The following is a 21,614-nucleotide window of genomic DNA, read 5'->3' on the forward strand; positions in this document are numbered from 1 at the left end:
GTGATTATTTACTGCAATTTATCAAAATTTGATATCGCGCCATTTTGAAGAATGCATAGGTGCTATTTTGGTTAAAGTTGTAACCAGGTCTGCTACATTAACCGATGGTCCTCCACTGAAAATATCTTTAATTTCGTCAGATTTCGCATCAAAAAACACACGCATTAAAAATGAATTTGGTCGTCTGCTATTCATGCTTTGAAGTTGTAAGATAGTTTTTGAAACATTTTGTTTTCCTTCTTTAGCACTATTACTCATTTCGTCTAAGCCCAAACGATGATAACTATACATGACATCTCTAAACTCCTTGAATGTTGGAGACATGATATTATCAATTAATACAAAACGAGTTTGCTGACCATCTTCTAACTTCCAGCCTTTAGCATTATTTTGCTGCGAGTAGTTGACAATAGTTTGTGCTTGTTTGAAATATTCACTGCCGCCTTCTGGAGCAAAAGAATCGGCATCTAAGCCTAGCACCATATAAATATGGAAGGCAATCACAGACACTAAATTAGACTCGAATTGTGTTGGGTTAAACACAAAATTCTGAAACTCTAAATATTGAAAGTTAAAATCTTTATCATTAAAATTATAAATAGGTGTTCCGTAGGTTGAACCATAAACCGGTCTCGAACTTTGAACCTGAAGGGTTGCTTCAAATCGATCTGTATCATAATTATTAATGGTAATAACCATACCACAATCAATACGCTCTTGATTTTTGTATGATTTATTCGTCCATTGTGTATTGTTAACAAACTCTCTTAGCTGACGTTCGAGTGTTTTAAAAACCTGAACATTTTCATTACCTGTTTGACGTGCATTAACAACAACATTACAGTTCAATTCTTGAGACCAAGATAATGTAGACATTAATACTAGTAATAAACCTATATAATTACGCATGTGTTTGTTTTAAAATTTGTTGCATTAAATCCTGAGCAACTTCAGATTTAGATTTTAACTCATGAGCAATAACATCATGAGAAGCCGTTATAAAAGTAACTTTATTTGTTGAACCACCAAAACCTGCTCCTTTATCATTTAAAGAATTAAGTACTATTAAGTCTAAATTTTTAGATTCCAATTTTCCTTTAGCATGTTCTAATTCATTATTGGTTTCTAATGCAAAACCAACTAAGAATTGATGCGATTTAACTTCACCTAGAGACTTTAATATGTCTTTAGTTTTTTCTAACTCTATACTAAACGTTGATTCTTTCTTCTTTATTTTTTGTTTTGCGATATTTTTAGGTCTGTAATCTGCAACAGCTGCCGAAAGTATGGCTATATCTACTAGATCAAAATGCTTATGAACTTCATCATACATCTCCTGAGCACTTGTAACGCGTATTACATTTATAAAACTATGAGTGACTCTTTGATGAGAAGGTCCAGATATCAATATAACTTCTGCTCCTAAATTTGCTGCAGCTTTAGCTATTTCAAACCCCATTTTTCCACTGGAATGATTTCCGATAAAACGAACAGGATCTATTGCTTCATAAGTTGGTCCTGCAGTTAATAAGACTTTTTTTCCATGTAATGGAAGTGTTCCTAATATATGGTTTTCGATAAAGGCGACAATATCCTCTGGTTCTGCCATACGTCCTTCTCCTACTAAGCCACTTGCGAGCTCTCCTGATGTTGCAGGAATCATAACATTTCCGTAGGACTGTAATGTATCGAAACTCTGTTTTGTAGACTGATGCTTATACATATCTAAGTCCATTGCTGGCGCAAAATACACTGGACATTTAGCAGACAAATACGTTGCCATAAGCAAGTTGTCGCAGGTGCCGTTTGCCATTTTAGACAAGGTATTTGCTGTTGCTGGCGCGACAATAAATAAGTCGGCCCAAAGTCCTAAATCTACATGGTTATTCCACATAGCATTGTCATCGTCTTCATTAGTAAATGAAGAGTAAACAGGATTTTTAGATAATGTTGAAAGTGTTAAAGGTGTAATAAAGTCTTTAGAAGCAGGCGTCATAACGACCTTTACGTTAGCGCCTGCTTTTATAAATAGCCTTACAAGGCTGGCTGTCTTGTAAGCAGCAATACCAGCAGTAATGCCTAGTAGTATATTTTTGCCGCTCAATATAGACATACCTGTTTTATTCCTGAACGTCGTCGTCAGTATTTCTGTAATAAATTTTGTCATCTAACCATTCTTGAACTGCTAAAGCATGAGGCTTAGGCAATTTCTCATAGAATTTAGAGACTTCAATTTGCTCTTTGTTTTCAAAGATCTCTTCAAGACTGTCGTTGTAAGTTGCAAATTCTTCTAATTTATCAACTAACTCACGTCTGATATCAGTATTAATTTGTTCTGCTCTTTTTGAGATTACAGAAATCGCTTCATAGATATTATCTGTTGGCGCATCAATGATATTTCTATCATAAGTTTCTGTTGTAACAGGAGCATTAGTCTTTTTTAAATCCATCGTATATGTAAATTAACTTTTTGTATTAAATTCTTGCATTGCTGCACTCATTTCTTCATTCATTTTATCTACTTCTTCTTTAAATTCTGAATTAGGATAAAATTTACTGAAGCTTTTATAATAGTTCATTGCTATATTTAAGCGTTCTTCTTTTTTAGCTGCTACACTATTAATTCCTAGTCTGTAAGCAGAGTCAAGTCTGTAAAACATAGCTTGTTCTTTAAAACTCGTTCCAGGATAATCTGCTAGAAAATTGTCAAAAGCTTTGATTGCAGCTTCATAATCTGAAGACTCAAAATACGCAATACTATTATATTGTTTAGCAATTTCAAATGCTTTTTTCTCAAGTTTATAATCCAGTTCTTTGATAAGCTCGTTGGCTTTAGGTAAATATTCTGAATCTGGATATTTATTAACAAACAATTGAAGTTTTTCTAAAGCTTCTATGGTTTCTGCCTGTTCTTTAGAATATACAGGAGATACCATATAGTAACTTTTAGCGGCTAAAAATGCGATTTCCTCAACCTTCTCACTTTTTGGGTAAGATTGTTCGAAAAGTCCCATCTGATAACCTGCTTCGATGTAGCTTTTCATTTCATAAAATGACATAGCATACATGTACATTAATTTTTCAGCTTGTGGCTTCCCTCTGTAGTTTGGTACAATTTGTCTGAATATTCGGTTGGCTTTATTCCATTTTCCGGCTTCATACATTTGTGTTCCCATATCAAACTTTGTTTTGATATCTTCAGACTTTAATGCCTTTTGATATTCGCTACAAGAGTTAAACACTAGGAGCATTGCCAATAAGTAAACTAATTTCTTCATAAATAAAAAACAGGTTGCAAAAGTACGTATTTATAACGTATAATAAAAACAAAAAATTATACTCAAAAATAACGGTTGAAATCAGGCTCTCATTAAGTTTAAGTTATATTTAACTTTTAACTTAGTTACTCTATTTTTTTAAGCGCAACTTTTATCTTTTGCTTAAGTTCTCCTGTAGCTTCCACTAATGGTAATCTCACTAGTGATTTTGACAAGTCTAAGGCTTCTAAAACAGCCTTAATTCCTGCAGGATTATTTTCAGAAAAAATTAATGAGGTTAAATCCATTAACTCAAAATGAATGCTGTAAGCTTCTTTCGCTTTTCCTTCCAAACCTAGATTAATCATCTTTGTAAATTGTTTTGGAACAGCTTGACCTAAAACGGATATCACTCCTGCTCCACCAGCTAAAACAACACCCAAAACTAAATCATCATCACCAGAAATAACTAAAAAATCTTCAGGCTTGTCTCTAAGTAATTTTAAGTATTGGTGTACATTGTTTCCGGCTTCTTTAACTGCAATGATATTGTCAAAGTCATTTGCTAAACGCAATGTCGTTTCTGGCGTCATATTTGACGAGGTTCTACCAGGTACGTTATATAAAATAATGTCAATTGGAGAAGCCTTAGAAATGGCTTTAAAATGTTGGTATATACCTTCTTGAGTTGGTTTACTATAATATGGAGACACAGATAATAAAGCATCAATCTGGCTTAAATCTGTGGCTTTAATTTCGTCAATAATTGTAGCCGTATTGTTGCCTCCAATTCCTAAAACCAATGGCACTCGTCCACCATTAGCTTCAATAATTGTTTTTATAATGGCTTGTTTTTCATCTTTAGTTATGGTTACACTCTCTCCTGTTGTACCACTTATTACGATATAATCTGTCCCGTTTTCGATATTAAAGTTTACCAGATTTGCAAGTGCATTATGATCTACACTTAAATCGTCATTGAATGGTGTAATAATAGCTACACCTGTGCCATGAAATTTAGTCATTATAATTTATTTAAAACTGTTAAGTATTTTTTTAATTCTTCTTTAAAAACCGAAAACTCATTTGGTTTTACATCTATCATTAAATCGTAAAGCCTTGCATCTTGATTGGTTAAGCCTACTTTAAAATTAGCATTAGACAAAGCTGTTATCAAATTAAGTTCAAGATGATTAGCTTTATAAAAGCTAATTAAAACATCAAACTTTGTATCTATAAAGGTTTGTAAGTCGATGTTATTAATCTTTCCTTTCCATCCAAAATCTTTTGGGTTAAAATACGTATCCCAAAGTTCATTTGAATCTTTAGAATCTTCAACAAAAGCGATAATTTTTGTCTTAGCTTGTTGCAATCCTAAACTCTTAAAAAATGTTCTAAAGGCCTCAAAATCTGAAAATTCACTTGTATTTAAAATTACTCCAACAGTACTCATTTTAGTATTGCTAACTGCAACATGTCTAGCGCTTAACAATTTGTTGATGTATTTTTGATTAGATTTTTCTTTAAATACCTTTAAAATCATTTATCTTTATGCTTTGTACAAATGTAGTAAAAACACATTGTAACGTATCGTAAACCTTTCATAATATAATCCATGAATTATAAACATTTATGTTTCTTTTTTTGTCTGATATTACTCAGTTCATGCAAGCAAGAAGTACATCTTAACAAAATAGAAGGACAGCAAATAAACATTTCAGATAGTTTAGAAATAGATCAAACTATTGAAGACTTTGTCAAACCCTACAGAGAACATGTTAACAAAAATTTGGATAGTGTTTTGGCATATGCTGTTGATACCTATACTAAAAGCGATGGCGACTACAATACAGCCATAGGAAACATGATGGCAGATGCGGTATACGAACAGTCAAATCCGATTTTTAAAAACCGTACTGGTGAAGATATCGATTTTGTATTGCTCAATCATGGTGGTATTAGAGCTATTATTTCTAAAGGCAATGTAACAACCCGAACGGCTTATGAAGTCATGCCTTTTGATAACTCTACTGTTGTTGTGAAACTCAAAGGTACACAAGTTAAAGAACTCATTGATTACTTGGTCAAAGCTAAACGAGCGCATCCTATTTCAAAATTAAATATTGTACTGGATAGCGACGGAAATTTTAAATCTGCAGGACTTAATGGTCAAGCATTAGACTTTGATAAAACATATAATGTTGCTACAAATGACTATCTATATAATGGTGGTGACCGAATGGATTTTTTCAAAACCAATGACAGCCTTTATATATTAGACTATAAAGTTAGAAATGTTCTTATCGACTATTTCAAAAAAATAGACACGCTTAATCCTGTTATTGACAATCGCTTTATTCAGCTAAAAAATTAATTATGCAAAGACGACAATTTTTACAACAAACAGCTGCCGCTTCGGCTTTAATAGGTCTTGGTGGAATTGGATTATCTTCATTTAAGCCTGCTACTAAAAAAATTACCATTTTACATACTAATGACGTTCATAGTCATATTGATGCTTTTGGCCCTGATGATGGGAGAAATCCAAATCAAGGTGGTGTTGCCAGACGTGCAAGTTTGATTGCCAACATAAGAAAAGAAAACCCAAATACATTATTATTAGATGCTGGTGATATTTTTCAAGGTACACCATATTTTAATTATTATGGTGGTGAACTTGAGTTTAAGCTCATGAGTATGCTCAAATATGATGTCGCTACTATTGGTAATCATGATTTTGATAATGGTATTGACGGACTCTATGCACAACTACCTCATGCTGAATTCGACTTTGTATCTGCCAACTATGACTTTTCAAATACCATTATGGATACGCATGTAAAACCGTATCGTATTCTTAACAGAGATGGAATTAAAATCGGAATATTTGGTTTAGGCATTCAGCTTGAAGGACTTGTCGAACAAAGAATGTATAAAGAAACAAAATACCTCGACCCTACCGAAACTGCACAAGAAATGACGAGAATTCTTAAGCAGGATGAACAATGCGATTTAATTATTTGTTTGTCTCACTTAGGCTACAATTATCGCAATCGTCCAGAAAAAATTAGTGATCTTAAACTAGCTGAAACAACTAAAGATATTGATTTAATTATCGGCGGACATACTCATACCTTCTTAAAAAAGCCAACGGTTGTAAAAAATTCAGAAGGAAAAAATATGCTTGTCAACCAAGTTGGCTGCTATGGTATTAACTTAGGAAAAATTGATTTTTACTTTGACTCTGATAACAACAAAGCTGCAAACGGAACATCAATAATTGTATAATTATAAGTTTACCCGAATTTCGCGTAGCGTTTCTGTTGTTGGTATAAAATATTCTGAAAAAGTTAATACGCTTATCTGTAGTTCTATTAGTATGATGATCGTAAACATACTTATATAAAAGAAATAGACCTGCTGTATGTAAAATGCCTTCGAAAACTTCGAATATCCAGAAATAAACATATAAATGACATATATAGTTTAGAACATCTGAAAACACGAAACAAAATACCATCAATAAAAATGTAATAGACTGAGCGGTTTCTCTACTCAAATACACAGCAAAAGCAAAGTAGGTCATCGCTATTAGTGTGACTCCATGGCATATATAAAGTACCAAATTAACTTCATCTACAAAGTTATCTTTAGCAACCCCATAAAGCGCATACAAAAAGTAAGAATTCAATAACAGTACTAAAACTAAATAGACCGTTACTAAGCCTTCAAATCTCACCTTTTTCAATTTTCCGATAAGCACAAAAATCAGTAATAAATAGGCAAGTATATACATCGATTTAGATATCTTAGAAGACCAGACTCCAAAGTCAAATACAGAACAGGCATCGCCGAGAAAAAACACTAAAAAAATGGTTAAAAACACGTTTGCCATTTTATGTAATTGACAGTAATAAAACGTCAATAAAATCGTAACCGTTATAAGTTTAGCAATCATAGGCACAATGATTAAATTGAAATATGTTGCCAAAGAGGTACACATAAGCAATACAAATAAAACGAATACTAATCCTTTGTTAGGTTTAAATTTTTGCGTGTTCTGCATGATAGATTTTATAATAGGGTAAGACAAATATAGCAAATAATATGTATTTCAACGTATAAATATTACGTTTTGTCGATTTTTTTGCAAATTTCGTCAATTCTCGTATGTTTTAAATTTCTAATCGTCTAATTATAAATAACCTTTAGATTATGAAAACATATATTCCAATCATTTTACGAATACTTATTGCAATCATCCTTATTCAAACCTTGAGATTTAAATTTACAGCACATCCAGATAGCGTGTATATTTTTACAAAAGTTGGATTAGAACCTATTGGCAGAATAGGAATTGGCATTGCAGAACTTATCGCAGGATTATTATTGCTTATTAGAAAAACTGCATGGAGTGGTGCTATTTTAACTTTAGGCATTATTGGTGGAGCAATAGTAATGCATCTAACAACACTAGGAATTGAAATTAATGGAGACAATGGTGTTTTATTTTACACAGCCATAAACACTTTTATACTTTCAGTAATTGTGTTGTACATATACAGAAAAGACATTCCGATTATAGGTAAAAAGCTTTAAACTTCTAAATTTTGTTGATTCTGAGGAATAAATGACACAACTTCTTTATGATGCAAACGTGATTGCAAATAATAAAACAAAAATGCCATTACTATAAACAATGAGCACAACAAATTCAAGACATTAAAATCTTCTGCTACGTAAAAATAAGCCAGTTGTAATATTTCAGAAAACAAAATGCAAATGGATCCAATAAGTAAATTCATTGACTTCTTATCATCTTTCGCCATATAATACAATAGAGACAAACTCATCAAAATCATGATAACTGCATTATAAGTAAATTCTAATGTATACTGGGAGCTAGTTAGCTCTTCTCTAGTTGTATCTGTAACTAAGTACACTACAAAAATACCCAGAACGAGTAAAGACAACGATTGAATAGGAAATTTTGTTACTGCTTTACTCATGTTGATACTCACCAATATTCTCGCTATTAAAAAGGTATACGAAAGGATGTAAAGTATATTACCAACATAATAGAAATAGTCAATCTCTTCGCTAAAATCAAAATTTATAACCCAGGTTATGTAGTTAAAAAATTCTGCGATTGTAAAAAACACCAAAAACATTAGAAATAAGATGTGCTTTTTCTTAACCCTCATCACATAAAACACGATAAGTAGTATCATAGCTAGGGTCTTAACACCAGAAGCTTCAATTTCTAAAGCTTGAGATTGTAGTCCTAAAAACAGTATACTTAATAAAATAAGTACAGTCCCTAAAATTTTACTTAAATACATAATTCGTTTCTTAATAGCAAGACAAATATAGGTAAAAAACACACCTAAACGAATAAAAATGCATTTAATCGATGAAATTTAACATTTTGTAAGATTTTTATTTCAATTTCATCAAGAAATCATTCTCAGAAATAATAGCTACTCCTAGTGTTTCTGCCTTAAGACGCTTACTTGGCCCCATTTTATCACCTGCAACTAAAAAATTCGTCTTTGAAGATATTGAAGATGAGACTTTTCCGCCATTATCTTCTATAAGTTTTTTAAGCTCGGTTCTAGAAACAGTTTCAAATACTCCAGAGACTACAATCGACAATCCTTTTAATTTATCAGTTTGACTGGCTAGCTTTTCGGCAGAGATTTCTAACTGAAGTCCATGATGCTTCAACTTTTCAATTATCATTTTATTATCTTCCGAAGCAAAAAATTCGACAACACTTTCAGCAATTCGGTCTCCAATTTCATCCACCGAAACTAAATCTTCTACTGTAGCATGAGCAATGGCATCAATATATTTATAATGTTTCGCTAATTTCTTAGCAACAGTTTCACCAACATAGCGTATTCCTATAGCAAACAACACGCGTTCAAACGGAATGCCCTTTGATGCTTCAATACCTTTAATAAGGTTATCTGCACTTTTTTCGGCCATACGCTCTAAAGGCAACACCTCCTCTTTTGTTAACGTATATAAATCTGAATAATTTGAAATCAGTCCTTCATGTACCAAAAGTGCCACAGTTTCACCTCCAAGACCTTCAATATCCATCGCTTTTCTGGAAATAAAATGTTGAATTCTACCAATAATCTGCGGATTACAACCATTGTAATTCGGACAATAATGCTTGGCATCGCCTTCTTGTCTCACCAATTCAGTATTACATTCGGGACAATGCGTTACATATTGAGTGACTTGAGAATCTTGCGGACGCTTACTTAAGTCGACAGCAATAATCTTCGGAATAATTTCACCTCCTTTTTCAACAAAAACCTCATCGCCTACTCTAATATCGAGTTTTTCAATTTGATCAGCATTATGTAAAGAGGCTCTTTTTACGGTAGTTCCTGCCAATTCAACAGGTTCTAAATTAGCAACTGGTGTAATAGCTCCTGTTCTTCCAACCTGATAAGTGATCTCATTTAAACGTGTCGACACCTGCTCGGCTTTAAATTTATAAGCCATCGCCCAACGTGGTGCTTTTGAGGTATAGCCTAATTCTTCCTGCTGCTGAAGGCTATTCACTTTAATTACCACACCATCGGTTTCATAAGGCAAATCGTGTCGATGTATATCCCAATACGCTATAAATTCTAAAACCTCATCAACAGACGTTGCCAATTTTGCAACATCTGGCACCTTAAATCCCATCTGTCTTGCCTTTTCAAGACTTTCATATTGTGTATTAAATCCTAAGTTACGTCCAGTAATATTATAAAGTAAACATTCTAAAGGACGCCTTGCAACTTCAGCACTATCCTGAAGTTTTAAACTTCCAGAGGCTGTATTTCTCGGATTTCGATAAGGTTCCTCTCCTGCCTCTAGACGCTCTTCATTCATTTTATTAAAGCCGTCAAAAGGCAAAACTATTTCTCCTCTTATATCAAATTTCTGCGGAAAATCGCCTTTCAATTGCAAAGGAACCGATTTGATAGTTTTTATATTTGCAGTCACATCATCGCCTTGTGTCCCATCGCCACGCGTGACCGCTCTTAATAGTTTTCCATTTTCGTAGGTGATACTAATAGATGCACCATCATATTTTAACTCACAGGTGTAGTTAACCGTTCCGTCAACCAGTTTTTTTATACGTTTTTCCCAATCCAGTAAATCCTCTTTTGAATACGAGTTATCTAAAGAATACATCCGATACTCATGAACTATTGTATTGAAATTTTTAGTCACCTCACCTCCCACTCGTAACGTCGGAGAATTAGCGTCATAAAACTCAGGATGCGCTTCTTCTAAAGCTTGAAGTTCTTTTAATTTAATATCAAAATCATAATCGCTAATGGTTGGATTATCTAAAACGTAATAGTTATAATTGTGTTCGCGAAGTTCATTGCGAAGGCTATTTATTTTTTGTGCTACACTCATTAAAATGGTCGTGAAAAAAGTTATCTTTAAAGCATCTAATATACTAAAATGTCTTTCAAAAAAATCCTTGTACTTAGTGTTTTTATCAGCTTTTTATTCAATTGCAAATCTGAAGAGTATGTAACTGAAACTCCGAAAATTATACCCATCCCTTCCAATCTAACAATCCATAAAGGCTATTTTGTTTTAGATCATAGTGTCGGTATATCTTATGACGACAACTTTAAAGTTTCTGGTGATTTTCTTCGGAATTATATAGAAAACGGAAGCGACATTGAGTTAGACTATAATTCTGATATTCAATTTATATTAGACGAAACTATCGAAAACGCTGAAGGGTATCAACTCAATATTGAACCTTATCAAATTACCATTAGAGCCAAAACCGATCGAGGTGCTTTTTATGCGGTACAAACCTTACGTCAATTGTTACCGCTTGAATTTGAAAACAGAACGCTTTCCGACGAACAAATAAGCATTCCTTGTATAACGGTTACAGATGCACCTCAATTTCAATATCGAGGGATGCATTTAGATGTGGCTCGACATATGTTTTCGGTAGATTTTATCAAACAGTATATCGATGCGATTGCCATGCTAAAAATGAATACTTTTCACTGGCATTTAACCGATGATCAAGGCTGGCGCATCGAAATAAAAAAATTTCCTAAACTTCAAGAGATTGCAGCTTATCGCAACGAAACACTTATAGGACATTACAGTGATCAACCGCATCAATTTGATGGGAAGTCCTATGGCGGATTTTACACCCAAGACGAAGTTAAATCCATAGTCGCTTATGCACAATCCCGTCATGTGACTGTGATTCCTGAAATTGAACTTCCTGGTCATGCACAAGCAGCCATTGCTGCGTATCCAAATTTAGGATGCACAGGAGAATCAATAGATGTTGCTACAAAATGGGGTGTGTTTGAAGATATTTATTGCTCCAAAGACGAAACTTTTGAATTTTTAGAAGCTGTTTTAGATGAAGTGATTCCTTTATTTCCGAGTGAATATATCCATATTGGTGGTGATGAAGCACCTAAAACACACTGGAAAGCCTGTAAACAATGTCAAAACCGAATTCAAACCGAAGGCTTAAAAGACGAGCACGAGCTTCAAAATTATTTTATCACGCGTATAGAACGCTACCTCAACTCTAAGGGCAAACAAATTATTGGTTGGGATGAAATTCTGGAAGGCGGTCTTGCGCCCAACGCAACGGTGATGTCCTGGCGCGGCACAAAAGGTGCTATCCAAGCCGCTAAACAACATCACAATGTGGTCATGACACCTACGTCGCACTGTTATTTTGATTATTACCAATCTACAAATGAAGATGAACCTACAGCCATTGGAGGCTTTCTTCCTTTAGAAAAAGTATATGATTTTAATCCGGTTCCATCAGAATTAAATACAGATGAAGCCCAATACATTTTGGGTGCTCAAGGCAATTTATGGACCGAATATATCCCTACCGAATCTCAGGTGGAATACATGATATTTCCCAGAATACTAGCCATGAGTGAAGTCGTATGGTCGCAGAATGACACTAAAAACTATGCGAATTTCACAATGCGTGTTGAACATTTCAACAAGCGTTTAGACGCTCTAAATATCAACTATGCCAACCATTTGTACGAGGTTTTGGGAAATGTCTCAAAAAATAATAACGAATTAGAATACTCATTGTCTACAGTAACCGAAGGAAAAGTTATACGTTTAACTATGAATGGTGACGAACCTAATTTTGAATCCAGAGTGTATCAAAACCCTATTGCCATTGATACCACAAAAATGATTAAAGCTGCCCTGTTTCACCCTGAAACCAACGAAAAATTGAGTCCAACATTTACCAAACATTTTAATTACCACAAAGCCGTTGGCAAAACCATCACTATTGATAAAACACCTCATAAATCTTATGCAGGAAGTGGACCAGACGGACTCCTAAACAGTATTTCAGGAAGTGATTCACGTTATGGCGATAAAGAATGGTTAGGCTTTTGGGGCGAAGACATTGAAATCACAATCGACTTAAATGAAGAAGTTGAAATCCGTACGATTGAAACCCGATTTCATAATGGAAATGGGCAATGGATTTACGCACCTAAAAAAGTTAAATTAGAATTAGACAATGATTTAATTATTAATAACCTGACTTCAAGAGACAGCTTGATAATTTCAACCAAATTTGATGTCAACCAACGCTCAAGATATGTCAAACTCCGTATTCCAAACTATGGCATTATTCCTGATGGCAGACAAGGTGCAGGACAAAAAGCCTGGACTTTTATTGACGAAATTATAATCAAATAGTATGCTTTTAGAAATCTGCGCCAACTCATACCAATCTGCAAAACATGCTCAAGATGCTGGAGCTGACCGCATAGAACTCTGCAGTGAGTTAGCCGTTGGAGGCATCACGCCAAGTTATGGTGTAATTAAACAAGTAGTTTCTGAATTGGATATTGAAACCTATGTTTTGATTAGACCGCGAAGTGGAAACTTTTGCTATTCTGAAAAGGAATTTGAGGTCATTAAAAATGACATTCAAATTTGTAAAACTCTTGGTTGTCATGGCATCGTTTCAGGTGTTCTTAAAAGTGACAACTCCATTGATATAGAGCGAACTCGAGAACTAATTGAACTTTCAAAACCACTCCCTTTCACCTTTCATCGTGCATTTGACCTCGTCCAAAATCCGAAGGGAGCCCTAGAACAACTAATCGACCTAGGTGCCAACAGAATTTTAACATCAGGACAACAACACAAAGCCATCGCTGGTATTGCATTACTCAAAGCGTTGAAACAACACGCTCAAAACCGAATTATAATTCTAGCTGGAAGTGGCATTTCTTCGGAAAATGCAGCAGCATTCAAAACTGCAGGTTTAGATGAAATCCACACCTCAGCTTCAGAACTCATTTCAACCGAATATTCTGAATATTTCGGCGATACACCTCAAACTGTTTCAAGCTTAACTGAAATTAAAGCCATTTTAAAAGCGATTCGATATGATCTATAGAATTTGCTTACTCTTGATACTGACATTTTTAAGTTGTCAGCCGAAACATGACTTACCAATTACAATCACTTTAGATAACAACTGGCAATTTAAAGCTGTAAATGATTCCGTTTGGAGGTCGGCAACAGTTCCTGGAAATGTGCATTCCGACTTGCTAGACCATCAATTAATCGAGCATCCATTTGTGGGAAATAACGAAGACAGCCAACAATGGATTTCAGAAACCGATTGGGAATACAAAATGACTTTTTCCGTTAGTAAAGAAACACTAGACAAAAAGCATATAGAACTCAATTTTGATGGTTTAGACACCTATGCTTCCGTCTTTTTAAATGATCGTTTAATTCTGAAAACCGACAATGCCTTTAGAGATTTTTCGGTAGATGTTAAATCGGCACTCAATCCTCAAAATGAATTGCGAATACGCTTTGAACGCACTTCTGTTTCCGAAGCAAAAGCAAAGGAAAAACTAAACTACCAACTTCCTGAAGGCAATCGTATTTTCACCAGAAAAGCACAATTTCAATACGGTTGGGATTGGGGACCAGAATTAAATACTAGTGGAATTTGGCGACCTGTAACTTTAAGTGCGTGGAATGATTTGAAAATTGACGACATCTATATACATCAACTTACATTAAATGATACACTGTCTAATCTTCGTATTGAACAAAATTTTAAACTGGATACCGAAAAGAAACTCACCTACGAAATACACGTTAATGACAGCATTCAAAATATAATTGATGTAAATGATGCAACACCACAAAAAGAGGTACTCATACAAATCAAAAACCCAAAACGTTGGTGGCCGCACAACTTAGGCGATCCTTATTTATATACTATTAAAGTTGTGGTAAGAGATGATAAAACAATTCTTGATAGTATGTCGGTAAAAAAAGGACTTAGAACCATCGAACTCGTCACAGAAAAAGACAGCATTGGCGCATCGTTTTACTTTAAAGTCAATGACCATCCTGTATATATGAAAGGTGCGAATTATATTCCGCAGAACAGCATGCAAAACAAAGTCACAAAGGCGCACTACAACCAACTTTTAGACAATGCTGTAGATGCCAATATGAATATGCTTCGGGTTTGGGGAGGTGGCATTTATGAAAACGATATTTTTTACGAATTATGTGATGACAAAGGTATTTTAATCTGGCAAGATTTTATGTTTGCCTGTGCCATGTATCCAGGCGATGACAACTTTCTTGAAAATGTAACAGCAGAAGCAGCTCAAAATGTAAAACGCTTACGTAATCACGCTTCAATTGCGCTATGGTGTGGTAATAATGAAAATTCTGAAGGCTGGCATCGTTGGGGCTGGCAAGCAGACAGAAGCGATGCTGAGAAAGATGAAATTTGGAATAACTACCTTAAAGTCTTTGATTCTATATTACCAGAAACCGTTAAGCGTTTGACCGATACAGACTATTGGGAATCCTCTCCAAAATACGGTCGTGGCAATCCCAAATACAAAACTGAAGGCGATGCGCACGATTGGTGGATCTGGCATGATGGTTATCCTTTTGAACATTTAGAACAAAATGTTCCGCGGTTTATGAGTGAGTTTGGATTTCAATCGTTTCCAAGTTATGAAGCAATTCGGTATATCAATCAGAAAGATCGTATAGACATTACTTCGGAAGGCTTTAAAAATCATCAAAAGCACAGTCGCGGATTTCAGATTATTGACGATTATATGCAGCGTGATTTTCCAGTACCAAATGATTCCGAAGATTACGTCTATGTGAGTCAGTTGTTACAAGCTTACGGAATTACCAAAGGAATTGAAGCGCATCGTCGAGCGAAACCATATAATATGGGAACGCTCTACTGGCAACTTAACGATTGCTGGCCAGCAGTATCTTGGTCGAGTATTGATTTCTTCGGCAATTGGAAAGCGCTTCATTATCATGCAAAAAAGAGTTTTGAACCCATTTTAATCACTTCAAAACTTGAAAACAATACATTAAAAACGTACATCATTAACGATAATTTTGAAGGCATTGGCAATACACTACAGATAGAGATTATGGATTTTAATGGCACCAACATTTGGAATACGACAGAACAAGTTTACGTTTCCGCAGATTCTAGTACTTTAAAACACGAACTGGATTTAAATATGCTGAACATGAATAAAAATAATGTTGTAGTCGTTTCAAAATTCGGTAATCAAACTTCTTATTTTTACTTGGTAAAACCTAAAGATTTACAACTTCATAAAGCACCTATTGAGCAAACGATTTCAAAAACGACTCAGGGATTCCAAATCACTTTAAAAAGTACTACACTACAAAAAGACGTATATCTTTACACAACTGAAAAAGGACACTTCAGTGATAACTATTTTGATTTGCTGCCTAATCAAACTATCATGATTGAGTTTGAAACTGACGCTAAAAACTTAAACGATTTGAAGATAAAAACCCTGAATAATTTACTCTAATGTGCTTCTGAAACAAATTCAGCGTGATGTTTTACTGAAAATTAATCCCGCTTTACCGCTTTTAGCATTCGGTCTTTACCAAACAGATCTTGCTTTAATTCGATAGCCTTAAAATTGAAAGTTTCCATTAAATCAAGCATTTCCTTTCCGAGGTATTCATTGATTTCAAAATAAAGTACTCCATTAGTTTTAAGCGTTTTTAGTGCAAACTCACAAATTGCCTTATAAAATTGTAACGGATTCTCATCATCAACAAACAAGGCTGAATGCGGTTCGTTATCTAAAACGTTGGGTTGTATTTCGGCTTTTTCAAGATTGCGAACATAAGGCGGATTAGAAACAATGATGTCATAATAATGTGATGCTGAAACAAGTTCAGCATGACCCGGATTTAAAATATCGTCGTGAATAAACTTAATCGTCACATCATTCAATTTTGCATTTTGTTTGGCAATATTTAAAGCACCTTCAGAAATATCTAAGGCGTGAACCTTGGCATTTGGAAGATTTTTAGCTAAAGAAATTGCAATACATCCAGTTCCAGTGCCAATGTCTAAAATGTTCAGTTGAGATGCATGATTTGGTTTTGAATGATTGGCAAGTATCCAATCGACTAACTCTTCGGTTTCAGGACGCGGAATTAAAGTATGTTGATTGACTTTAAAAGGCAAACCATAAAATTCAGTTTCTCCAAGAATATACTGAATAGGCTCTTCTAATTTCAGCCGATTTAACGCTTCAAAAAAGGGTTGTTCTTTGGTTTTAGTTATACTGTAGTCTGGCTCCAGAACCAAATGAATTCTATCCAGTTTTAGATAATGCTCAATCAATAGATTGAAAAATGAATCCACTTCATTATTTCCGTAGATGGCATCTAATTCCTTATGGTAAACAGCTTGAATATCTTTTAATCTCATAATTGCTTTGTCATCCAAACACCACAAGAATAATGTCCTGTATTTCCTAAAGGTTCATTTAAGTGCCTAAACCCAAAATCTTCATAAATATGAATCGCAGCTTTAAGTTGAGATGCCGATTCTAAATAACAAGTATCATAGCCAAAATCTTTAGCCGCTTTTAAGCAAAGTTCAAATAGCTTTTTACCAAAACCTTTCCCTCTCACCTTAGGCGAAAAGTACATTTTTTGCAGCTCGCAAATGTTACCTTCAAAATCCTTGAGTTGCTTTATTCCTGCACCACCAAGCACTTCCTTATCTGTTGCCACGACGTAATACACTTCTCTTTCACCTTGGTAAGATTCGTACATGAATGGTGTTTCAGCATCTTCGTAGGCCGTTCCTTTTAACGGAATTCCAAATTCTGGAAAGCAGCCTTTAATAACGGCTTCTATTTGCGGATTATCCTCTGGGCGAATTTCTCTAATAACGATATGGTCTTGACTCACTTTATTATAGTATTTTTGCTGAGGTGAAGATACAGATAAATCCAAATTAAAAACATGCGAAATGTCCTTTTATTATTAACAGCTTGTATAGCAATTTTAAGTTGTAGTGTTAAAGAAAAACCAATTTTTATTGCTATTGAAGCTATCGAATTGGTAGAGTCGACCTCTAAAACGGTCACCTTAAAAGCCGATGCTATATTTCAAAATCCAAATGACGTTAGTGGTGCGTTAGAAAGTGATGATATTTCGGTATTTGTAAATGATATCAAAGTGGCTCAGGTGTCTTCAGAACAATTTAAAGTGCCTGCTAAAAAAGAATTTACGATTCCGTTAAAAGTAAAAATGAGCACCGACAGCATCTTAAAACTGAAAGGAACAGACGCTATTGGGAGTCTGTTAAACAGTCTCTTAAATAAAAAAATTAAAGTCCAATACAAAGGTGACATTATTTATAAAACGCTTGGCTTTTCGTACACCTATCCTATTGATGAAACTGAAATGGTAACTATTAAATTTTGACAATCCACAACACTTACATAAAACGCTGTATAGACATTGCCAAAAACGGATTGGGCACCACAGCTCCAAATCCGATGGTTGGTGCTGTTATCGCACATAATGACCAGATAATAGGTGAAGGCTATACCAGTGCTTATGGTGGACATCATGCCGAAGTTAATGCTATTAATGCTGTAAAAGACAAAGCACTACTGAAAGAAGCGACGCTATATGTCACGTTAGAGCCTTGCTCTCATTTTGGAAAAACGCCACCATGCAGTGATTTGATTATCAAACATCAAATTCCGAATGTGGTGATTGGATGCGTTGATGACAACCCACAAGTTGCAGGTAAAGGTATCGCCAAATTAAAAGCCGCAGGATGCAAAGTGACAGTTGGTGTTTTAGAACACGAATGTAAAACACATCATAAGCGCTTTTTTACCTTTCATAACAAAAAACGTCCCTATATCATATTAAAATGGGCCGAAACTAATGATGGTTTTATAGCACCTGAATCAAAAGACAAAAAACAACCCGTTTGGATTACCAATGAATTTTCCAGACAATTGGTGCATAAATGGCGTGCCGAAGAACAAGCTATTTTAGTAGGAACCCATACCGTTTTAGAAGATAATCCAAGTTTAACCGTTCGGGATTGGAAAGGAAAAAATCCCATACGTATTGTGATTGATCGCGAGCTTAAATTGTCAAAAGATCTGGCGATCTTTAATAAAAAAGCTGAAACGCTCGTGATTTCTGATGCTGTAATTGATTTTAATAAACCAATTGCTCAGGAAATTTGCTCGTATTTACATGCGCAAGATATCAATTCGGTAATCATCGAAGGAGGCGCAAAAACCCTTCAAACCTTTATAGATGAAAATCTTTGGGATGAAGCGCGAATTTTCACAGGGAACTCAAATTTTAAAAACGGAATTAAAGCGCCACAATGTTCAGGAAAACTTATTTCCGAAGAAAAAATAATAGAAGACACCTTAAAAATTTATGTCAACAATTAATACCCTTATATTCGATTTTGGAGACGTTTTTATCAACCTCGACAAACAAGGTGCTATGCAAAATGCATTGGACTTATTTGAACTGGAAGACTTCCCCGAAGAACTCATCGCTATTAACACCTTATACGAACAAGGTTTGATGTCTACGGAGGAATTCTTAGCGTTTTATACCGATAACTTTCCAAAGCTGTCAAAATCGCAAATTATTGACGCGTGGAATTTCATACTAAAAGATTTTCCGAAGGAACGCTTAGCCTTTATAAAACAACTGGCTAAAGATTCTAATTATAAACTTATTTTATTGAGCAACACCAACGATTTACATATCAGCTGGATCAAGGAACATGTTCCGTTTTATGAAGAATTTAAAGCCTGCTTTCATGAATTTTATTTATCACACGACATCAACTTAAGAAAACCCAATGCCGATATTTATGAGTTTGTGCTCAACCAAAACCAGCTCCAACCCGAAAATTGTTTATTTGTTGACGACACCAAAGAAAACACCGACAGCGCTTCTGCTTTAGGTATTCATGTGTGGAATATCGATGAAACACAACAAGATGTGATTGATTTATTTGACATTAATAAAACTTTGTTTTGATATACCTTTTACTCAGTATTGTAGCTTCGACGCTCATTTTTATCATTTTTAAATTATTTGACAAGTACAATATAAATGCACTTCAAGCTATAGTTGTCAATTATTTTTCAGCTTGTTTATTCGGACTCTGGAGTTATGAAGCACCTATTGTTGTTCGTGACATTTTTTCTTCCGAATGGATTTTTGGTGCTGTTGCTTTAGGTTTTTTGTTTATTACTGTTTTTAATATAATGGCAGTAACAGCACAGCGTAATGGACTTTCAGTGGCTTCGGTGGCAACCAAAATGAGTGTTATCATCCCTATTGTGTTTGGAGTTTATATGTATCAGGAAAGTGCTGGTTTTCAAAAAATCGCTGGGATACTATTAGCTTTAATTGCCGTGTATTTAACCTCGGTAAAACCTAAAACAGCTGAGAATATTGGTAAAAGTTTATGGCTACCTATCTTATTATTTCTAGGCTCTGGAATTATCGACACCTCTATTAAATATATAGAGACAACATATTTATCTGAAAATGGAATTCCTGTTTTTTCAGCTACAATATTTGGATTTGCATTCATTATTGGAGTCGTTACACTTATAATAAAGGCGATGAAGCATCCGATGAAATTGCCGTTAAAAACAATTATAGGTGGCGCGATTTTAGGAATCACCAATTATTTCTCTATTTATTATTTGCTGAAAGCACTCAATCATGAAAGTTTAGAAAGTTCAACACTGTTCACTATTAATAATGTCGCTATTATAATGGTATCAACACTTTTAGGCTTGTTCTTTTTTAAAGAACATGTATCTAAAACAAATTGGTTAGGGATTGTTTTGGCAGTTATATCTATAGGTTTAATAACTTTGGCGTAATGGAACAAACGGATAGTTATAAGACCATAACAAAAGCTTCACCAGAAGTTTTATTTAAAGACCGAAATAGTAAGTTTTTTGGCTATGCATTTCCGGTAAGCTCAGAAGATGAGGTGAAAACACATCTCGATCATCTAAAAAAACAGCACCATCAAGCCAGACATTGGTGCTATGCCTATCAATTTGGTATGTTAGAAAAAGACTATGTGTTTAGAGCCAATGATGATGGCGAACCTGGAAATAGTGCAGGAATGCCTATTTATGGACAAATTCAATCTTTTGAAGTCACTAACGTATTAATAGTTGTAGTGCGCTACTTTGGAGGCACAAAACTAGGTGTTGGAGGTTTAATTAACGCTTATCGTACTGGAGCACAGCTTGCACTGGAAGCATCAAAAATTGTTACCAGAACAGTAAATATTGATTTCGCCATTACTTTTGATTATAAACACATGAATACAGTAATGCGAATCATCAAGGAAAAACAATTAAATATTATCGATCAAACTTTAGAATTAAGTTGTGAGATTATAATTTCGGTGCGTTTAAAAGATGCAGATGCAATTTTTAAAATTTTCGACACTCTTTATGAGATTAACATAAAGAAGTTGAACGATTAAATTTGCAGTTGGTCTAAAATATAATCCGGACATCTTGTAGGTCGTTTCTTATGAATATCCATAAATACTAAAACTGAATTTCCAGTTGTCAAAACTTCATCTTTTTCATTTAAAATTTCATAATCAAATTCAATTTTTACGGTCGGTTTTTTTACCAGTTTAGTTTTTACTTTAATGAGGTCGTCATAACACGCTGACTTTTTGTAATTTATAGACAATGAAATAACTGGCAACATAATACCGTCCTCTTCCATTTTTCGATATGAAAATCCGATTTTTCGCAACCATTCGGTCCTTCCAATTTCAAAATACTGTGCATAATTTCCATGATAAACGACACCCATTTGATCGGTTTCTCCATAACGCACTCTAAATTGTATTTCATCTGATTTTAGAAGGTTTCCCATAGTTTTTGATATTTTTTT

The 21,614-nt window shown here is 34.4% G+C and carries 23 protein-coding genes; 11 read left to right on the plus strand and 12 right to left on the minus strand.

From position 1 onward, the window contains the following. Nucleotides 1-21: 21 nt before the first annotated feature. From porD to H7350_RS08375, 6 genes are all read right to left on the minus strand, one after another. On the minus strand, nt 22-909 hold the full coding sequence (gene porD / locus H7350_RS08350; RefSeq protein ID WP_204345437.1) for a type IX secretion system protein PorD: 888 nt from the start codon (nt 907-909) through the stop codon (nt 22-24). Continuing rightward, complete coding sequence (coaBC, locus tag H7350_RS08355; protein ID WP_204345438.1) at nt 902-2,113, minus strand: bifunctional phosphopantothenoylcysteine decarboxylase/phosphopantothenate--cysteine ligase CoaBC; 1,212 nt, start codon at nt 2,111-2,113, stop codon at nt 902-904. The genes porD and coaBC overlap by 8 nt, the downstream gene beginning before the upstream one ends. 7 nt (nt 2,114-2,120) lie before the next feature. Further along, complete coding sequence (locus H7350_RS08360; RefSeq protein WP_204345439.1) at nt 2,121-2,450, minus strand: DNA-directed RNA polymerase subunit omega; 330 nt, start codon at nt 2,448-2,450, stop codon at nt 2,121-2,123. Nucleotides 2,451-2,462: 12 nt separating this feature from the next. Continuing rightward, nucleotides 2,463-3,278 (minus strand): outer membrane protein assembly factor BamD, encoded by an 816-nt coding sequence (locus tag H7350_RS08365; protein WP_204345440.1) that lies wholly within the window; start codon nt 3,276-3,278, stop codon nt 2,463-2,465. Between the two features lie 125 nt (nt 3,279-3,403). After that, nucleotides 3,404-4,282 (minus strand): 4-hydroxy-tetrahydrodipicolinate synthase, encoded by an 879-nt coding sequence (dapA, locus tag H7350_RS08370; protein ID WP_204345441.1) that lies wholly within the window; start codon nt 4,280-4,282, stop codon nt 3,404-3,406. Further along, nucleotides 4,282-4,800, minus strand: a complete 519-nt coding sequence (locus H7350_RS08375; RefSeq protein ID WP_204345442.1) for a DUF6913 domain-containing protein — start codon at nt 4,798-4,800, stop codon at nt 4,282-4,284. The genes dapA and H7350_RS08375 overlap by 1 nt, the downstream gene beginning before the upstream one ends. A gap of 72 nt (nt 4,801-4,872) precedes the next feature. Between H7350_RS08375 and H7350_RS08380 the strand changes: the two genes are divergently transcribed. Beyond that, nucleotides 4,873-5,631 carry a 5'-nucleotidase C-terminal domain-containing protein gene (locus tag H7350_RS08380; RefSeq protein ID WP_204345443.1) on the plus strand — a complete coding sequence of 253 codons (759 nt, stop codon included), beginning with the start codon at nt 4,873-4,875 and terminating at the stop codon, nt 5,629-5,631. 2 nt (nt 5,632-5,633) lie between these two features. Continuing rightward, nucleotides 5,634-6,545 carry a metallophosphoesterase gene (locus tag H7350_RS08385; protein ID WP_204345444.1) on the plus strand — a complete coding sequence of 304 codons (912 nt, stop codon included), beginning with the start codon at nt 5,634-5,636 and terminating at the stop codon, nt 6,543-6,545. On the opposite strand, the gene H7350_RS08390 is transcribed toward H7350_RS08385, so the two are convergent. Continuing rightward, entirely contained in the window at nt 6,469-7,323 is an 855-nt protein-coding gene (locus H7350_RS08390) for a hypothetical protein (RefSeq protein WP_204345445.1), read from the minus strand. The two genes, H7350_RS08385 and H7350_RS08390, sit on opposite strands and share 77 nt — an antisense overlap. A gap of 149 nt (nt 7,324-7,472) precedes the next feature. Between H7350_RS08390 and H7350_RS08395 the strand changes: the two genes are divergently transcribed. After that, a complete protein-coding gene (locus H7350_RS08395; protein ID WP_204345446.1) occupies nt 7,473-7,856 on the plus strand; it encodes a DoxX family membrane protein in 384 nt (127 codons plus the stop codon). On the opposite strand, the gene H7350_RS08400 is transcribed toward H7350_RS08395, so the two are convergent. Continuing rightward, complete coding sequence (locus tag H7350_RS08400) at nt 7,853-8,599, minus strand: hypothetical protein (protein ID WP_204345447.1); 747 nt, start codon at nt 8,597-8,599, stop codon at nt 7,853-7,855. The genes H7350_RS08395 and H7350_RS08400 overlap by 4 nt on opposite strands. Nucleotides 8,600-8,696: 97 nt before the next feature. After that, nucleotides 8,697-10,691: an NAD-dependent DNA ligase LigA gene (ligA, locus tag H7350_RS08405; protein ID WP_204345448.1), complete on the minus strand. Its 1,995-nt coding sequence runs from the start codon at nt 10,689-10,691 to the stop codon at nt 8,697-8,699. Between the two features lie 48 nt (nt 10,692-10,739). Between ligA and H7350_RS08410 the strand changes: the two genes are divergently transcribed. The 3 genes from H7350_RS08410 to H7350_RS08420 are packed head-to-tail and all read left to right on the plus strand — an operon-like array spanning nt 10,740 to nt 16,180. Continuing rightward, entirely contained in the window at nt 10,740-13,013 is a 2,274-nt protein-coding gene (locus tag H7350_RS08410; RefSeq protein WP_204345449.1) for a beta-N-acetylhexosaminidase, read from the plus strand. 1 nt (nt 13,014) lies between these two features. Further along, nucleotides 13,015-13,722, plus strand: a complete 708-nt coding sequence (locus H7350_RS08415) for a copper homeostasis protein CutC (RefSeq protein ID WP_204345450.1) — start codon at nt 13,015-13,017, stop codon at nt 13,720-13,722. Next, nucleotides 13,712-16,180 carry a beta-mannosidase gene (locus H7350_RS08420; protein WP_204345451.1) on the plus strand — a complete coding sequence of 823 codons (2,469 nt, stop codon included), beginning with the start codon at nt 13,712-13,714 and terminating at the stop codon, nt 16,178-16,180. The genes H7350_RS08415 and H7350_RS08420 overlap by 11 nt, the downstream gene beginning before the upstream one ends. Nucleotides 16,181-16,221: 41 nt before the next feature. Here the strand turns inward: H7350_RS08420 and prmC are convergent, their stop codons facing one another. Together prmC and H7350_RS08430 are read right to left on the minus strand one after the other, a co-directional pair. Beyond that, complete coding sequence (gene prmC, locus H7350_RS08425) at nt 16,222-17,097, minus strand: peptide chain release factor N(5)-glutamine methyltransferase (RefSeq protein WP_204345452.1); 876 nt, start codon at nt 17,095-17,097, stop codon at nt 16,222-16,224. Further along, nucleotides 17,094-17,630, minus strand: a complete 537-nt coding sequence (locus tag H7350_RS08430) for a GNAT family N-acetyltransferase (RefSeq protein WP_235989300.1) — start codon at nt 17,628-17,630, stop codon at nt 17,094-17,096. Before H7350_RS08430 ends, prmC begins: the two co-directional genes overlap by 4 nt. Nucleotides 17,631-17,639: 9 nt before the next feature. On the opposite strand from H7350_RS08430, the gene H7350_RS08435 reads away from it, so the two are divergent. Genes H7350_RS08435 through H7350_RS08455 form a run of 5 tightly spaced genes read left to right on the plus strand, consistent with a single transcriptional unit; the run spans nt 17,640 to nt 21,189 of the window. Further along, nucleotides 17,640-18,104 (plus strand): LEA/WHy family protein, encoded by a 465-nt coding sequence (locus H7350_RS08435; RefSeq protein ID WP_204345453.1) that lies wholly within the window; start codon nt 17,640-17,642, stop codon nt 18,102-18,104. After that, nucleotides 18,101-19,105 (plus strand): bifunctional diaminohydroxyphosphoribosylaminopyrimidine deaminase/5-amino-6-(5-phosphoribosylamino)uracil reductase RibD, encoded by a 1,005-nt coding sequence (gene ribD, locus H7350_RS08440; protein WP_204345454.1) that lies wholly within the window; start codon nt 18,101-18,103, stop codon nt 19,103-19,105. Before H7350_RS08435 ends, ribD begins: the two co-directional genes overlap by 4 nt. Beyond that, on the plus strand, nt 19,092-19,709 hold the full coding sequence (locus tag H7350_RS08445) for an HAD family hydrolase (protein ID WP_204345455.1): 618 nt from the start codon (nt 19,092-19,094) through the stop codon (nt 19,707-19,709). Before ribD ends, H7350_RS08445 begins: the two co-directional genes overlap by 14 nt. Beyond that, nucleotides 19,706-20,569, plus strand: a complete 864-nt coding sequence (locus H7350_RS08450) for a DMT family transporter (RefSeq protein WP_204345456.1) — start codon at nt 19,706-19,708, stop codon at nt 20,567-20,569. Before H7350_RS08445 ends, H7350_RS08450 begins: the two co-directional genes overlap by 4 nt. Further along, nucleotides 20,569-21,189, plus strand: a complete 621-nt coding sequence (locus H7350_RS08455; protein WP_204345457.1) for an IMPACT family protein — start codon at nt 20,569-20,571, stop codon at nt 21,187-21,189. Before H7350_RS08450 ends, H7350_RS08455 begins: the two co-directional genes overlap by 1 nt. Here the strand turns inward: H7350_RS08455 and H7350_RS08460 are convergent. After that, the gene (locus H7350_RS08460) at nt 21,186-21,596 is read right to left on the minus strand and encodes an acyl-CoA thioesterase (protein WP_204345458.1); all 411 of its coding nucleotides are present in this window, start codon (nt 21,594-21,596) and stop codon (nt 21,186-21,188) included. The two genes, H7350_RS08455 and H7350_RS08460, sit on opposite strands and share 4 nt — an antisense overlap. Nucleotides 21,597-21,614 lie beyond the last annotated feature (18 nt).

It is taken from the genome of Psychroserpens algicola (genome assembly GCF_014526325.1).
Taxonomy (GTDB): Bacteria; Bacteroidota; Bacteroidia; order Flavobacteriales; family Flavobacteriaceae; genus Psychroserpens; species Psychroserpens algicola.

Excerpts from the sequence above, each read along its gene's own strand:
- H7350_RS08365 (WP_204345440.1), bottom strand. The coding sequence starts at position 3,278 with ATGAAGAAATTAGTTTACTTATTGGCAATGCTCCTAGTGTTTAACTCT.
- H7350_RS08380 (WP_204345443.1), top strand. The coding sequence starts at position 4,873 with ATGAATTATAAACATTTATGTTTCTTTTTTTGTCTGATATTACTCAGT.
- H7350_RS08395 (WP_204345446.1), top strand. The coding sequence starts at position 7,473 with ATGAAAACATATATTCCAATCATTTTACGAATACTTATTGCAATCATC.
- coaBC (WP_204345438.1), bottom strand. The coding sequence starts at position 2,113 with ATGTCTATATTGAGCGGCAAAAATATACTACTAGGCATTACTGCTGGT.
- H7350_RS08435 (WP_204345453.1), top strand. The coding sequence starts at position 17,640 with ATGCGAAATGTCCTTTTATTATTAACAGCTTGTATAGCAATTTTAAGT.
- H7350_RS08420 (WP_204345451.1), top strand. The coding sequence starts at position 13,712 with ATGATCTATAGAATTTGCTTACTCTTGATACTGACATTTTTAAGTTGT.
- H7350_RS08455 (WP_204345457.1), top strand. The coding sequence starts at position 20,569 with ATGGAACAAACGGATAGTTATAAGACCATAACAAAAGCTTCACCAGAA.
- porD (WP_204345437.1), bottom strand. The coding sequence starts at position 909 with ATGCGTAATTATATAGGTTTATTACTAGTATTAATGTCTACATTATCT.
- prmC (WP_204345452.1), bottom strand. The coding sequence starts at position 17,097 with ATGAGATTAAAAGATATTCAAGCTGTTTACCATAAGGAATTAGATGCC.
- dapA (WP_204345441.1), bottom strand. The coding sequence starts at position 4,282 with ATGACTAAATTTCATGGCACAGGTGTAGCTATTATTACACCATTCAAT.
- H7350_RS08360 (WP_204345439.1), bottom strand. The coding sequence starts at position 2,450 with ATGGATTTAAAAAAGACTAATGCTCCTGTTACAACAGAAACTTATGAT.
- H7350_RS08410 (WP_204345449.1), top strand. The coding sequence starts at position 10,740 with ATGTCTTTCAAAAAAATCCTTGTACTTAGTGTTTTTATCAGCTTTTTA.
- ligA (WP_204345448.1), bottom strand. The coding sequence starts at position 10,691 with ATGAGTGTAGCACAAAAAATAAATAGCCTTCGCAATGAACTTCGCGAA.
- H7350_RS08415 (WP_204345450.1), top strand. The coding sequence starts at position 13,015 with ATGCTTTTAGAAATCTGCGCCAACTCATACCAATCTGCAAAACATGCT.
- H7350_RS08460 (WP_204345458.1), bottom strand. The coding sequence starts at position 21,596 with ATGGGAAACCTTCTAAAATCAGATGAAATACAATTTAGAGTGCGTTAT.
- H7350_RS08390 (WP_204345445.1), bottom strand. The coding sequence starts at position 7,323 with ATGCAGAACACGCAAAAATTTAAACCTAACAAAGGATTAGTATTCGTT.
- H7350_RS08385 (WP_204345444.1), top strand. The coding sequence starts at position 5,634 with ATGCAAAGACGACAATTTTTACAACAAACAGCTGCCGCTTCGGCTTTA.
- H7350_RS08400 (WP_204345447.1), bottom strand. The coding sequence starts at position 8,599 with ATGTATTTAAGTAAAATTTTAGGGACTGTACTTATTTTATTAAGTATA.
- H7350_RS08445 (WP_204345455.1), top strand. The coding sequence starts at position 19,092 with ATGTCAACAATTAATACCCTTATATTCGATTTTGGAGACGTTTTTATC.
- H7350_RS08375 (WP_204345442.1), bottom strand. The coding sequence starts at position 4,800 with ATGATTTTAAAGGTATTTAAAGAAAAATCTAATCAAAAATACATCAAC.